The following is a 13,193-nucleotide window of genomic DNA, read 5'->3' as shown; positions in this document are numbered from 1 at the left end:
CCAACTTAAATGAAGAGCTGCTCAACAGTATTGTTGAGTAGAGATTCATTACTGAGAGGGAGCTACCCATCTCTGACCCGCAAGATGGGTGGTGTGGGGGCCGGTAGCTAGAAGCTACCAGCTATGTGATCTAGGTTCTGGGCCCATTGTATCTTGACTCATTAATAGACCAGATTACACCTGACAAGAGAAACCCAACAGCCAAACACCCTATTAATGACCAAAATGCATCCATAGTGAGAATGGGTTGGTTATGGATCATCTGCCTTGATAGAAACCCATTAACAAATAGTAAACAACCGCCTCCAAATAAACCTCTAGTTAAAGTAAAATGAAACGACCCTTTAGAGCGAATCTTTTTCCATCTTTCATCAGGCTTCATTATTGATCCGTATATTGTCGGTGCTCAACGCCTTTAGCATAGGCCGAACGAAGTAAGGTCCAGCCCAGTTACTTTTTGGCTTGGCGATGCTGGCTAAACTTGTTATGACTTTACGGGCCATATAACAGTCTCGTTGTCCGGCTCAAATAGATAACTACACTGCATTTCTGCAAGGTAAGTGTAATCAAACCAAAACATTATACCTAAATCATCATGAATTAAGCATTTATGATCTGGAAGCTCTTCGGAAGACCAGTCTTCTAGTTTTGCTATCTCTCCAGTATGTTTAGCTATTAACCTTGAAATTTCTTTGATTCCTAAACCGAATAGTTGCTGTTCAAATAATGAATATCCGGCTCCCATAACTGTTATTGTTCCTAAGCGAAAGTTATCATTATCATTGAAAGTAAATGTTAAATTTCTATGCGAATACCATAATTCTCTATGCCAATCACTTTTGCCTTCAACATACTCGGATTCCTCGACTCGATCTGGCTTGCCCAAGAAAGAAATGACTTCTTTCTCTATCATGCCGTACCTAATTTCACCTATTCCAATACCCGGTAATATATTCATTTTCTATGGGTCATAACGCCTTTTTATGAGAACCTATGCAGTAGGCTGTTCAAGTCGGAGACGACAACACAAGCTTGTTAAACATTGTGTAGGCCGAAAAACAAAGTATATGGAATTTCGATAGCCAACACTGTAACTGGAGCCCATACTGAATACTTTAGTGATTTTTTTGCTGAATAGCCTAGAATCTTCTTTAAATAGATAAACGGAATAATAAAATATAAGGAATAGGCCGATAAAATAATGATCTCCGAAAAAGCATTTCCTATGACTACTAAGCTGATTATGAATATAAGAATCATAGGTACAAAAATGAAGGTAAAGGCAACCCACCAGTCAATATCTGGATCACTACTTTGTGCCTTGTTTCTGTCAATTAGCTTGTAGATGCCTATCAATATCAAAGCAATTATTGCAGCCTGTAACATCTTCCCACCTATTTATACTTAAAACACTTCAATCAACTGATGCGTTAGCGGACGGTTGGATTGATTTGTTAATGTTTTCTAATTCTACTTTAAAAGTGCTTACTTTTTTCTCTAGCTCTTTCCTAATTCTCCTCTTGCCTTCAAGACAGTAGTCCACCATTAAATCAGATATTCTAACGAGTTTACCTGTTTTGCTCTCTGGCGAAGGTGACCATACCTTGCCAGCGTAATTCAAGTTTCCAAACATTTTTGCTGAGAAGTGGTAAGTTTGACCGTCTGCTCCCATAGAAAAATCTCGTGGATACCTTGTTTCATACAGCATTTCTTGCCAAACATACTGAATTTTATCTGCTAACTCTTGACGAATTTCTTTTTTACACCTTATTCGTGGAATTTCTTGGGGAGATTTAGGGTATTGGGACTCTAGTTCTTTAAGCCCTGCTTCATCTTTAACGAATTCACCCTCATCATTCATAACCTTCACAGAACCTTCTTCCATCAAAGGCATCATTTGGTATCCCCATAATTGCATTTTGGGGGACTCAAAAAATATATAATTTTCTTTATCATTTTGCTTTATACCCAAGACGTATTCAGGAGAAAAGGAAGGGAATCCAATAAGCCTTACTATTACATCTTCTTCATATGCTGAACCAAGATAACTTAAGACAAGATGCGTATATCCGCCAAAGAGCTCTCTCGAAAACTGAGAGTCCTCAGGTTCAAGGTGTTCACTTGCGAAAGCAGTACTACTTATGAACCATATAATAAAAATTCTTAATTTCACTCTATGCTCCTATTGTCTGTGGTCTTGCCCACATAAAGAAAATTGTCCTTCTGTTGTGCTTTGTTAGTACTGTTACCTACAGATTCTAATTTAATAGAATACTGGAATAATTGTTACTTTTTTCACTGGGCCAGTTTTAATCTCTGACTCGATATCCCCCGATTCTGACTCGATCCAGAAAGTAGCTAAACTCCCACTCCTTTTAGCTTTCAACATGTACGATTTTCCTGCCTCTGCCAATAGCTCAGTATTTGACTCAAGGACATAGTGAAAAGGGGGTTGAAAACCTATTTTTTGCGCTGTGGTTTTTTCTGGTGTAAATACAGCTCTTACACCAATATCTCTCCATCCTGGCGGAACTGGAAAGGTTGCCTCAATTGGCGCCGTCCATGGTCCGGGATGAAGTTTTTTTCCATCGATTGAAGCAAAAATGAGCGAAACACCGCCATCTGTTTTTTCTCGGCTATTTATGAGTACACCGTTTTCGGTTCTATCAATTACCTTGTTACTAGAGCATCCACAAAGAACAAGTAACACCAGTAAAAGTAATGTCATTTTCATTGGTTGTACCAAATTAGTGCTAACGAAGGTGCAGGAAAACTCAGCCCGCTTTTCGTGTTTTGTTTTTATGTGAAAAATAGCCTACTTATCAGTGAAAGGCTAAATCAGAATTCACGTAGGATCACCATTTGTAGTTATTATTTGGCCACTCCTAAGGGAGCAAAGATATACATTAGTTTTTCTACAACTTCAATGTTCAGCACAGCGGCTTGCTAGGGCAACCATGCTAATTACTCTTGCGGGATTGGCAATCCATGTTGTTTTAGAAAAGAAAGCTTATCCCAATATCCTCTTTGAAATACGATCTTTCCATCTTTGACTTGAAAGAAACCGCAGCCACGCAAACCTAGAGGATCTTTCCACTCTAAAATTACCCAATCTCCATCTTGGAAGATATGCTCTACTATGCATACCATATCCGCTGCAATGAACTCTTCTTCAAATCTGGCTCGAATAGCATCTTTGCCAACCACCTTATCATTAGCAACTTGATGGTTAACTGCATCATCAGAATAGAAGCTGACCACTTTCTCTACATCCGCTTTGTTAAAGGCCTCAACCCAAGCCTGAATTACTTCTTTTGGTTCCATAACTCGAATCCTTTTAGATCCTAACGCCTCAATAATGGGTCGACTGGAGTAAAGCGTAAGGAAGTCCAGCCGAAGGCACCATTGATTGATTTTTTATGTGTTGTCACTATTTTGTCTAAATTTATGATTGCAAGACCAGCATGACTCACTTGGCCAATGCCATTGTTTGATACTACTGCCCTGATTATCTGTGGTTTCTTACATTTAGAGCAATTAAAGCGCAAAACACATGTAACGATGAACAACCAGTATCCCATTGCTACCCACCAATGCCTGCCGAATGGGGGGAAGCTTGTTGGCTCATTGGAGATGGCGCCAGAGGAATCGACCACTCGATATAGCAGGATTAATATGGCGCCAGTCGCTAAAAGCTGTATTAATCTCTTCTTATAGTGGCTCATGGATCGATTAGCACATAACGCCTAGCTTCCTGTGAGGCGAGTTGGTACGCCCAGAACGGGTGTGGACTAATGGGGTGAAAGTCCCCTGTAGGAGGATCACCATTTAATGGATTCCATTAAATGATAACTACTAGTGAATGGCAACTTTATCACCGCGAGGTCTTGTAGGAAGGTAGCCGCTAGCAAGGCTATGAGCTGACGAACGGAAACATCCTAAAAGGCTGAGCCTGGAGGTGGGGGATAAAGGACACCGAAGCCGGATGATCTAGCGGGCAGAGTCAATGATACAGTTGTGTATATAAAGTTTACGTTCTTATCTCGGGAAATCTGTTTAGCTTGCTGCTGTGAACCTGTCAGTGTGGCCGCTGAATAATATGTAGGCCCAGCTCGCTAGCCGCCATCGCGGGGATAGAAAAAAGTGGTGGAACACGGCAGTGTCTCGGTCAGAAATGAACAGCGTGATTAAATAGAAGTCAGCTGACGGCATAGTAGCCAAGTGCCAAGATTAATACCTTGAACAGAGTGAAGGCCTGGACCTAAACTCCACGAATTAAAAGACCGGATTTGCCTACCGATATGTTTCCAGTCAGATAAAGTTGAGCACTGTCATGGTACTCAACTTAGATGAGTATCTGCTCGACGCGATCATTGGGTAGAGATTCAGCGGATAGGGAACCGCCCACTGCGGACCTATACGATGGGTGGCGTGGGGCAGGTAGCTAGAAACTACCGGCTACCCGATTTAACTGCATGCCACAAAATATTTAAATATTATTTGTATCGTTTACGGTTTCTTCAAGCATCTCTGAAAATTCTTTGGGCTTGGCCCGATAAATCACATGATCACCATTAAATGTACGAATTGTCCATTTCCGCTCTACTGCCCGATGCCAAGAAGGATCTTTAGCTCTATCGGCTTGCGACACCCCCTCAGGAATAAAAGCTACATAAGTGACATTGAGTTTTTTTGCCAGAGGATTCTTATACGATACAGGTTCCGTAAGTGTTTTTAATGGCTGCGTAACATCTCGTGGAAATTCGGAATTAACATCAATCCATGAGAAGTGAACTTGACCATTTACCACTTTATGTTCCGCAGATATTGGCTGCCCTTCCATCATTGACATGCCATCCTCAGGTACTTTCGCGTCTAAAAATGTAACATGATGAATTCGTTCTGGAATACGATCGATAACTCCGGTGATTACCATGCCACCATAGCTATGACCTACAAGTACCACATTTTTCAATTTTTCAAAAATAATCAGGTTAACGATATCGTTGATATGTGTGGTTAAGTTAATATCAGGAGAGGAAAGATGGTGCCTCTCACCTAACCCCGTCAGTGTTGGCCTGTAGACGGTATGACCTTTAGCGCTAAGGTGTTTACCAACCTCTTTCCAGTCCCATCCACCGCCTGTAGCACCATGTACCAAAACAAAGGTGTGATAATCTTTTTTTGTATCAACTTCTTCAGCAACAGTTTCAAATGTCGTAAATATTAAGAATATTACTAATGAGAATATAGTTTTCAATGAAATCCCTCTTTTTGTATTCTTGATTTTCCACTTGCAAGTAAAATTGCTAATAAAGCAGTTAACGCCTCAAGCTGCAGAGCGAAGCTTCCGATAGCCTTGACTTGGTACGCCCGCCCAGTATGGACGTGAACTAATGGAGTGAAAGCCCCATATAGGAAGATCACTATTTAATGGGCTTCATTAAATGCTAACTACTAGCGAATGGCAACTGCAACACCGTGAGGTTTTGTGGGGAGGAGGCTGCCAGCAAAACTACGATCTGACGAACGGTAACATCATATAAGGCTAAGCTTGATGGCGGGGTGGCCAAGGGCACTGAAGTTATGAGATCTCAATGGAAGAGTAAATGATGTAGTTGTGTAGCGGAATTTCTTGTTCTTATTTGGCGGGATCTGTTTAACTTGCTACTGTGAAGCTATCAGCATGGTCGCTGACTTATAAATAGGCCCAACCCTCTAGACACATCGCGAGGATAAAAGTGATGGAACATAGCAGCGCCTCTGTCAGTAATGACCAAGCTAATTGAACAGAAGTCAGTCGACGGCATAGTAGCATAACGCGAAGATCAATATCTTGGATATGGTGAAGGCCTGAACTCAAACTCCACAAGTTAGAAGACAAGGTTAGTCCACCGATGGTCGGATAAAGTTAAGGTAACGTACTGCCATGAGACTCAGCTCAAATGAAGAGCTGCACGATAGTATCGCTTGGGTAGAGATTCAACGGATAAGGGGCGCCCTTTGTGGGCCTGCACGATGAGTGGTGTGGAGGCCGGTAGCTAGAAACTACTGGCTACCTGATTCATAGGCTTGCTAACAGTATAGCCACTGCAGTAGGCCCAAAAATAAGGCCTATGAAATAGCGCGCTATAGGGCTTACCTGTTGAGGCGTGACCAACCCCAATACAAGGCCAGCTACAATGCACCATATATATGGGATGAAGCCTATAACGAAGCCTGCCATATGCATATTATTTTCTGGCGGGTTTAGGAAATAATGCTGGAACAAACCATAAAGCATGAATAAACAGAGTGGAGTGGCTGCTCCTAGAGCAGGAATGACTAAATCCCTCTTAGATCGAAACTGACTAGCAATAATTATAAGAGCAGCTAGAAGTCCGAACTCAAAACTACCAGCAAGTATTGTTAGTGTTGTGTCATTCATGCTTTAGAAACCTGCCCAGTACACGGGTAACCAAAATAAAGCGAAGCGGCGTGTAGGCCTTCCAGCCTGTCGTCTTTGCCGGGCGTACGTGCTGCTGTTTGTTATGCTTCTCTGTCCGCTTTACTCAATTTTTGCTCTATAGCCCTTAGGTCTAAGCTAGTACACAATCTTCTCTCTTATTCATAATTTCCTAAGATGCATAACGCCCACTGCGCAGACGAGCAAATTGTTGCGAGTTCAGTGTACGAAGGGTGCGCTTGTGTCGGCTCTTGTTATGTGTCTAGCAGCAACCGAGATCTACCCAAAGCTTGTACCACTCTTTAGGTAAAACGCCTCGATGTAACTGCTTAGCAATTTTTAGTAGGGCACATTGATCAGACCTTGAACGATCGGTAGCTTCAGCCCAATCGGCTTGATCATCACTATGTGATATTGCCTCATACCAGCGCTCCTTTGCCTCGTCCAATTTTTTATTTATTAACTCTATTTCTGATTCACTTAAGGATGAAGCAAACTTCCTATTTTCAGCACTGGCTTCGTAAACAGCTCTGGCATTTGACTCTGCACTTCGAACTTTTTCGGCCAATTCATCTTTCGTGATACCGGTTATATCTAGTCCTGCTTTCGCGGCTTGTATCATGGCAGAGAAAGAGGCCATTCCTTGAAAAATCAATATCCAATCTGTAGACATACTTAGTTTTCCTTATATATTATAAATATTTAAATGATTAACCGCATAACACTCGCATAAAGGGCAATTTGTTGTGAAGGTGTTTTTTCGATAATTTTAACGCACAAAATGCTGGTGCGACAAATTGCCCGGCCCGCGTGTTTGTGTGGGACTTACTTTGATGTGCTTGGTACGCCCACGGAATAATGGATGAAAGTTCCCGCAGGAGGATCACCGTTTAATGGGTTCCATTAAATGCTAACTACTAGTGAATGGCAACTGCAACACCATGAGTTCTTGTGGGGAGGAAACGACTAGCAAGACTACGAGCTGGCAAATAGAAGTATCCTATAAGGCTTAGCCTGGAGGGGAGGCGACCAAGAACACTGAAGCCGGGCGATCTAATAGATGGAGTAAATGATGCAGCTGTTTAGTAAAGTTTACGTTCTTATCTGGAGAGATCAGTTTAGCCTGCTGCTATGAGGCTGTCAGCGTGGACGCTGATTAATAAATAGGCCCAACCCGCTAGCCACCATTGCGAACTGGCACGATATGTGGTGTGGGGGCCGGTAGCTAAAACTACCGGCATACCCTATTTATGCGCCTATCCCTACCTAATCACAGCGACATCTATGTGGTTACCAAGTAGTGCTTATTTACGATTAGTCCACGGAGAGTTATTTTCAAAAGTTGAGATATACAGATCCTCGACTTTATCGCGCGCCCACTGGGTTTTGCGTAAAAACTTGAGCGAAGACTTAATTGACGGGTCGCTCTTAAAGCAATTGATATTGATCCTATCTGCCAAACCATCCCAGCCATAATGTTTCTGCAAACGTGTAACAACTTTCTCAAGAGTAATACCGTGTAGCGGATTATTTGGTTGATCTTTACTCATTTTTCAATTAATACTCTATGTTTAATGACGCATAATGCCGTGAACATGGGCTGATGAAGTTGGCACGTAATCGCAAATAAAATTAGGTGACAGGTTTGCCAGTCCGTTCCCAAAACTTCTTATGTGTTTAAAGCCCTTTAATAATTATAATTGATATGCTAATAAATGTGGATATAAGTAATATAGTGATACATTGTTTGAATCTTTGATTACTTCGTTTTGTTAACTTTTGAGTAAAGGTGGTATCTGTTTCGATAGCATCTTTTAATAGAATATTTGAGCTAGATTGCAATAGTTCACCTATCTTGTCAGCTTCCTCTGGGCTCATTTCAGCCTTCGATGATATTTCAGATATCCCCTGGTGAATCGATGAGAACTCATTGTATTCAGCCTTGTTGATTTTACCTGACTGAAAAAACTGCTCCTGCTTTCTCTCAGTGTAGTTATATCCACGATTCTTCCTTACACATAATGTCTTGTACAGGTGCCGCTTTGTGCTAGTGTAGCGTACAGCACAAAGCGAACGGAGTATAGGTGGTGGGATGCAGCAACTTGTTAAAAGCTTACTGGGACCAGTAACCCAATATATGGTATTTGCCAGACTCTTCAGGTTTTAAACGAATTCCGAGAGTTCTAAAGCCAGGGCAGACAATGAGAGCATGATTGCTAGCGCTACCATCACCTATTGGTTGTTTGGCATCACCTTCTAGAATGTTGAGGGCGCATGACGAAGCAATACTTCGCCGTTTATTGAATTCTGGCTGTGTGCTGTTTCCGACGTGAACGAAGCTATCTGTACTCCCTGATTCTAATAGAGATCTGACCGCTGTTGAAAGTGTCTGATATGATAAGGCGTTAGAAGAGATAGCAAACAAAAAAATGCTGCGATAGTTTTCATAACTATTAACACCTTATATGATAGGCTAGAGGAACGACGTGCAGCGAGTCCAGTCTGTATCCTGTGTGGGCGATTGTGCCACAATTTATAAGTACTATTTAACAGCATTGATCTGAACTACCGTGACATTAGCAATGCGACCACCGCGCCACCAAGTCCCTTTTGTACCAATCTTAAGCCTTTTATGGTGATGCTCACGGCGCCCTTCGCTTAATATCCATATATTGGCAAAGCCTTCATTAGAAATTTTACCTGGAGTAGTATCTCTTATGACTCTGCCATTTTCATCAAGAATCTCTGGCCAGATCATGTGTATACCTTCAACTTGTGGATCATCCCCGTCATAAAGAAAATCCACTCTCATTCCTTGTCCCGGCTTGGCATTTTTATTCTCTTCAGATAAGTCTATCTTGTACTTGACTACAAAATCCGGCTTTCTTCCAGATCTTTCTTCATAAGGTATATGTGCTTTCATATATTGTGCTAACACGAAGTTATGAGGCGCCGTAGGCGTCCCGGGCAGCTTGCTACCGAACGCCGACGTCTTGTTATGCCCACTGGTTTTATTACATGAATGTGGTTCGCAAAGCGCTCACTGTTAAGGCTATTAATGGAATGTTTGATAGAGCAAATATTAAAAACCTGATTTCAATTTTGTTGAAAGTTGCTTGCACAATACTATGAATTACTCGAATACCGACATATGTCCATGCCAGAATAAAATTTATGCCATCTCCTGCGCCAAGGACTGCAAGTGATATTGCCAAAGCATAGAAAATAGTTGGTTGCTCCATGAGATGATTATAATTATCAGCTTTCCAACGAACATGGGGAGGCAGGGTTGACATTTGCTCTCCGCGAGGTGCATTCGGATCAAGCTTTAATTTAGCTTTCTTTACAGCAGGTAATCGTGTTGCATACATCCACTGCCACATAACCATAGACCAAGCTATCAAGGCAATTACAGGCTGAATTATTTGGGCACTTTCAATCATTCGTTGATTCCTTTTTATTATTTACTGATGTTAGAGAGCTGAACAGGGCATAATGACCACAACAGGAGCAGCTGGAGCGTTGGTCGTCCCGCGTAAGGCTGCAGGCCTGAAACAAACTGATCGGCCTTGTTAGACTTTTTTTCATGGCTATTTTTTCGGTGGAACTCCTGTCGATACAACTTGGATTTCACTCTCGAAATATGCTCTCGGATCGGTATCATTCAAAAATATAAAAGATTCGGGTTTAATACCAGACTCAATAGCACGGAATTCTTCACGCGAGAGAATTAGAGACTTTTTAGGGTCCACCCATATCTCCTTATAAGTTCCTTCACAGGTTTCAAGATACCACTCACTTCTCCGTGGATCTCCTTTTTTAAAGGGGTTGTCTTGAGGGGAATTTCCTGTTTCCTTAGAATATTTGATCCATTTTTTCTCTAAATTTAGCTCTAGAATACAACCTCTCGTAGCAACATTTCCGTCTACAAGAATATACGTCCAATAGGCCCAGTCAGCATTGATCGACATGTAAGTACTCCGTAATGTCCTAGAAGGCCAACGCCGGGCTAAGCAGCGCTGCTTTCGGCTTCCCTGCTTGAGCGCCTGGTTAGCCTTTTAAGGTGGTAATTAGCACCATAGTAGAAAAGTGGTGGTGCTAGAAAACCAGATAGTAAAATATACCAAAACGGTACTTCACGAGCGGGAAAGAAAGCTAATACCAATATTATTGAAGGGACGATAATCGGATTAAGTAATTTGCCTTTTCGGGATATTTTGGAGATTATAAAGCCTGACCAGATATAGCTAAAGGTACATGTAAAAACCAAAATGACAAGCTCTTCGGTAGTGTATGGAGTATTGTATGGTTGATAGCCAAACAGCATAATTTTAATAAATGTCGAGATTACGATGATAACGAAAACACCGAGTAGCCCAAGAAAGCCACCGACGAAAATTCCTTTTAAATCTATATTTTTCATAAAATTCCTAAAGGAGGCTAGTAGCCATATAAAAGGCGGAGCGTCAATGACATCAGGTGCAACGTGGTGGAGCGACTTTTAATGTGCTTTGTATGTGTTTTACTCATTAATTACACAAAACCCATTACCAAAAGGATCTGAGCAATATGCAATAGCACCCCAGTCACCTCTTTCTCCGCCTTCATGCTTTCCGCCTAGTTTGACAATTCGCTTAACTATTTCATCTACGTTTTCAGTTAGAAAGTCAATATGAACGGGGATCCAATGACGAGAATAAATTCGCTCAGCTGTCTTGGTGGGGACTGCTGCTGATCGAGCCTCTTTCTCTTGTAGATAAATATCACAGTTCTCTACTGAAATTACTGACATTCCACCTTGATCCCTTAGTTTTTTACAACCAAGAGCTTCAATATAAAAATTCTCAGCTTGTTTAATATTAGAAACATCAATACTTACAGAGAGCTTTATCAAAATATATCCTCTTTTATTAATTTATGATAAAAAACTGCCGCAAAGGGGCAAAAACACCGAGCTGTTATGATTTTTCAATCCGAAGGTACTCACCAAAAAATGGTCCACTTCTACTTATTTGTCTGAAAATATCATTTTCCACCACACCCGATAAGGAATTAAGTAATTCTTCTATTGGGACACCTGTGTTATAGGGAGGTAACTCTCTTTCATAGCCAAGTAACATGCATTTTCACTTATTGATTTTATATCTGTTGGATCAATTATTTCATATTCTCTTCTTTCATTTACCTGCCAGAGAGTAAAGCCTTTAAGATAAGGCAAGATCTTTACAACAGTTTCATCCCACATATTTCAACTTCCTTTTTCATGACGTCGCGATAACGGGCTGAAGCAAGCGCAGTGTGCGGAGGTCCGGCCGCTTGCACAGCAAGTGGCATAGTTAATTGCCTTGTTATGAACTTTGAAGACTCCCCAACTTTTGATTAACCAGCCAGCTACAAATACATGATGGAATAATTAACATAAACAACAAAAACAAACCAGCTTTAGGGTCAGATGGAAAACCCTTTATAACCAATGCAACTAGCAGCAAAGCAACACCGCTTAGCATACCAGATGTGTAACCCGGTAGGTTGCGACGCTTGATTAATAGCGTAAACGCCAAATTAAATGCCCAAGCGACTAAAGCGGGCAATAAGCCCATGACATAACCAAGCCCTAATATTTTCAATGGAGAGGCTCCACCTTGGATGGAAAATAGTATAGTGCCGATAAACGGCCCCACAACTACAAACACTAAGAGTGAATAGAAGATAGATCCTATAATCGTAATTTCCTCAGAGCTAACTCATAACGACCCGCACAGGGACAGACAAATAAGCGTAGCGTTTTGACTGTCCTAGCGACCAACGGGAGCGATTGCTGCTGATTGTTAGGTGTCACTGCTTTAAAGGACTTGCGCCTGCTGCCATGCACTGCCTTGATCCTTTTATTGTGTATTGCTGATTCAAAAAGATACAGTGCTCGCCATCCATCGCCACGCTATGCTTACCATCTTTCTCACGATAAAGCACCATAATTGAAACGATATAGCCACCATCTGTTGCATAAGCATGAAACTCATAATCAATAAGTTGGCTTGTGCTGGCTACATTCTTTACATAATATTCCTGAGCGACATCGAAGGCCAGGATTACTTTATCTGACGGTGTATAGTCTTTATGTGGATACCACGTAGGGGGCTTAAATTCCGTGGCCATTGCTAGTGATGAAAATAAAACTATAAAAAGTGCGATTACTCTCATTAGGTGCCTAACGACTGTATTAGGGGCGGGCAAGCCAGCGGTTTGTCCATCCCTTGCCTATGCTTGTTATGAGTTGTACCACAATGAGACTTTCTCATTCATTTTCATAGCTTCATCTTCCGTTTTACAAAGCAGAGTAACTGCTTTTGTAACTTGAGATGAAAGTTCTTCTTTTATTTTTGAGTGTATATCACCACCAGCCATTGGCCGGTAATCAAATGCTAAATCTCTACCGAAATGAATCTCGATAAATTCTTTGTTTTCTTTAACCACCTCGCAGTAAGTGGCATCTTTATCAACAAACCATAACTCAAGAGATTTAGAGCTCTCAATATCATTGCATAGAATATCTTCAACTGCTTGCACTAAAGCATGGCACTTAGTAAAAGCCTTACTAAAGAATCTATCTGAGCTGATTAATGAAATTGATATATCCATACTCTCAATATTCTCGGCACTCATAACGCTGCTAGCAAGGGCAGCCGAAGCGGAGCGTAGGCTGTCCAGCCCGGCCCCGAAGGGGCTGGGCGAGCTTGACTAGCCTGGT

17 protein-coding genes are annotated in these 13,193 nt (G+C 41.5%); all 17 read right to left on the bottom strand.

The window, feature by feature from the left end; all coding sequences use genetic code 11:
* Positions 1 to 484: 484 nt before the first annotated feature.
* The 17 genes from ACJJI3_RS10500 to ACJJI3_RS10420 all read right to left on the bottom strand — a co-directional run bounded on the left by ACJJI3_RS10500 (position 485) and on the right by ACJJI3_RS10420 (position 13,084).
* Positions 485 to 958, bottom strand: a complete 474-nt coding sequence (locus tag ACJJI3_RS10500; protein ID WP_444942391.1) for a hypothetical protein — start codon at positions 956 to 958, stop codon at positions 485 to 487.
* 77 nt (positions 959 to 1,035) lie between these two features.
* The gene (locus ACJJI3_RS10495; RefSeq protein WP_444942390.1) at positions 1,036 to 1,386 is read right to left on the bottom strand and encodes a hypothetical protein; all 351 of its coding nucleotides are present in this window, start codon (positions 1,384 to 1,386) and stop codon (positions 1,036 to 1,038) included.
* A 28-nt stretch (positions 1,387 to 1,414) separates the two neighbouring features.
* Positions 1,415 to 2,173 (bottom strand): hypothetical protein, encoded by a 759-nt coding sequence (locus ACJJI3_RS10490; protein WP_444942389.1) that lies wholly within the window; start codon positions 2,171 to 2,173, stop codon positions 1,415 to 1,417.
* Positions 2,174 to 2,263: 90 nt separating this feature from the next.
* Complete coding sequence (locus ACJJI3_RS10485) at positions 2,264 to 2,734, bottom strand: hypothetical protein (RefSeq protein WP_444942388.1); 471 nt, start codon at positions 2,732 to 2,734, stop codon at positions 2,264 to 2,266.
* 230 nt (positions 2,735 to 2,964) lie between these two features.
* Entirely contained in the window at positions 2,965 to 3,324 is a 360-nt protein-coding gene (locus tag ACJJI3_RS10480) for a nuclear transport factor 2 family protein (protein ID WP_444916449.1), read from the bottom strand.
* Between the two features lie 1,165 nt (positions 3,325 to 4,489).
* Positions 4,490 to 5,260, bottom strand: coding sequence for an alpha/beta hydrolase (locus ACJJI3_RS10475; protein WP_444942387.1), 771 nt, complete (start codon positions 5,258 to 5,260; stop codon positions 4,490 to 4,492).
* Positions 5,261 to 6,707: 1,447 nt separating this feature from the next.
* The gene (locus ACJJI3_RS10470; protein ID WP_444942386.1) at positions 6,708 to 7,118 is read right to left on the bottom strand and encodes a hypothetical protein; all 411 of its coding nucleotides are present in this window, start codon (positions 7,116 to 7,118) and stop codon (positions 6,708 to 6,710) included.
* A gap of 631 nt (positions 7,119 to 7,749) precedes the next feature.
* Complete coding sequence (locus tag ACJJI3_RS10465; protein WP_444942385.1) at positions 7,750 to 7,995, bottom strand: VF530 family protein; 246 nt, start codon at positions 7,993 to 7,995, stop codon at positions 7,750 to 7,752.
* Positions 7,996 to 8,987: 992 nt separating this feature from the next.
* Positions 8,988 to 9,368, bottom strand: a complete 381-nt coding sequence (locus tag ACJJI3_RS10460) for a hypothetical protein (protein ID WP_444942384.1) — start codon at positions 9,366 to 9,368, stop codon at positions 8,988 to 8,990.
* 91 nt (positions 9,369 to 9,459) lie between these two features.
* Positions 9,460 to 9,888 carry an MAPEG family protein gene (locus ACJJI3_RS10455; RefSeq protein ID WP_444942383.1) on the bottom strand — a complete coding sequence of 143 codons (429 nt, stop codon included), beginning with the start codon at positions 9,886 to 9,888 and terminating at the stop codon, positions 9,460 to 9,462.
* A gap of 147 nt (positions 9,889 to 10,035) precedes the next feature.
* Entirely contained in the window at positions 10,036 to 10,416 is a 381-nt protein-coding gene (locus ACJJI3_RS10450) for a hypothetical protein (RefSeq protein ID WP_444942382.1), read from the bottom strand.
* A 38-nt stretch (positions 10,417 to 10,454) separates the two neighbouring features.
* Positions 10,455 to 10,868, bottom strand: coding sequence for a hypothetical protein (locus ACJJI3_RS10445; protein ID WP_444942381.1), 414 nt, complete (start codon positions 10,866 to 10,868; stop codon positions 10,455 to 10,457).
* A gap of 99 nt (positions 10,869 to 10,967) precedes the next feature.
* Positions 10,968 to 11,339 carry a VOC family protein gene (locus ACJJI3_RS10440; RefSeq protein WP_444942380.1) on the bottom strand — a complete coding sequence of 124 codons (372 nt, stop codon included), beginning with the start codon at positions 11,337 to 11,339 and terminating at the stop codon, positions 10,968 to 10,970.
* A gap of 171 nt (positions 11,340 to 11,510) precedes the next feature.
* Positions 11,511 to 11,690, bottom strand: coding sequence for a hypothetical protein (locus tag ACJJI3_RS10435; RefSeq protein ID WP_444942379.1), 180 nt, complete (start codon positions 11,688 to 11,690; stop codon positions 11,511 to 11,513).
* A gap of 103 nt (positions 11,691 to 11,793) precedes the next feature.
* On the bottom strand, positions 11,794 to 12,072 hold the full coding sequence (locus ACJJI3_RS10430; protein WP_444942378.1) for a hypothetical protein: 279 nt from the start codon (positions 12,070 to 12,072) through the stop codon (positions 11,794 to 11,796).
* A 208-nt stretch (positions 12,073 to 12,280) separates the two neighbouring features.
* Positions 12,281 to 12,646, bottom strand: a complete 366-nt coding sequence (locus tag ACJJI3_RS10425; RefSeq protein WP_444942377.1) for a hypothetical protein — start codon at positions 12,644 to 12,646, stop codon at positions 12,281 to 12,283.
* Positions 12,647 to 12,712: 66 nt separating this feature from the next.
* Complete coding sequence (locus tag ACJJI3_RS10420) at positions 12,713 to 13,084, bottom strand: hypothetical protein (RefSeq protein ID WP_444942376.1); 372 nt, start codon at positions 13,082 to 13,084, stop codon at positions 12,713 to 12,715.
* Between the last annotated feature and the right edge of the window lie 109 nt (positions 13,085 to 13,193).

Source organism: Microbulbifer maximicatervae (SeqCode) (assembly GCF_052466985.1).
The sequence above is the reverse complement of the archived record's forward strand: the minus strand, read 5'-3'. Positions and strand labels throughout refer to the sequence as shown.

Coding starts and splice junctions, on each gene's coding strand:
- ACJJI3_RS10465 (WP_444942385.1), bottom strand. CDS start 7,995: ATGAGTAAAGATCAACCAAATAATCCGCTACACGGTATTACTCTTGAG.
- ACJJI3_RS10500 (WP_444942391.1), bottom strand. CDS start 958: ATGAATATATTACCGGGTATTGGAATAGGTGAAATTAGGTACGGCATG.
- ACJJI3_RS10420 (WP_444942376.1), bottom strand. CDS start 13,084: ATGGATATATCAATTTCATTAATCAGCTCAGATAGATTCTTTAGTAAG.
- ACJJI3_RS10445 (WP_444942381.1), bottom strand. CDS start 10,868: ATGAAAAATATAGATTTAAAAGGAATTTTCGTCGGTGGCTTTCTTGGG.
- ACJJI3_RS10460 (WP_444942384.1), bottom strand. CDS start 9,368: ATGAAAGCACATATACCTTATGAAGAAAGATCTGGAAGAAAGCCGGAT.
- ACJJI3_RS10470 (WP_444942386.1), bottom strand. CDS start 7,118: ATGTCTACAGATTGGATATTGATTTTTCAAGGAATGGCCTCTTTCTCT.
- ACJJI3_RS10425 (WP_444942377.1), bottom strand. CDS start 12,646: ATGAGAGTAATCGCACTTTTTATAGTTTTATTTTCATCACTAGCAATG.
- ACJJI3_RS10450 (WP_444942382.1), bottom strand. CDS start 10,416: ATGTCGATCAATGCTGACTGGGCCTATTGGACGTATATTCTTGTAGAC.
- ACJJI3_RS10485 (WP_444942388.1), bottom strand. CDS start 2,734: ATGAAAATGACATTACTTTTACTGGTGTTACTTGTTCTTTGTGGATGC.
- ACJJI3_RS10435 (WP_444942379.1), bottom strand. CDS start 11,690: ATGTGGGATGAAACTGTTGTAAAGATCTTGCCTTATCTTAAAGGCTTT.
- ACJJI3_RS10480 (WP_444916449.1), bottom strand. CDS start 3,324: ATGGAACCAAAAGAAGTAATTCAGGCTTGGGTTGAGGCCTTTAACAAA.
- ACJJI3_RS10455 (WP_444942383.1), bottom strand. CDS start 9,888: ATGATTGAAAGTGCCCAAATAATTCAGCCTGTAATTGCCTTGATAGCT.
- ACJJI3_RS10495 (WP_444942390.1), bottom strand. CDS start 1,386: ATGTTACAGGCTGCAATAATTGCTTTGATATTGATAGGCATCTACAAG.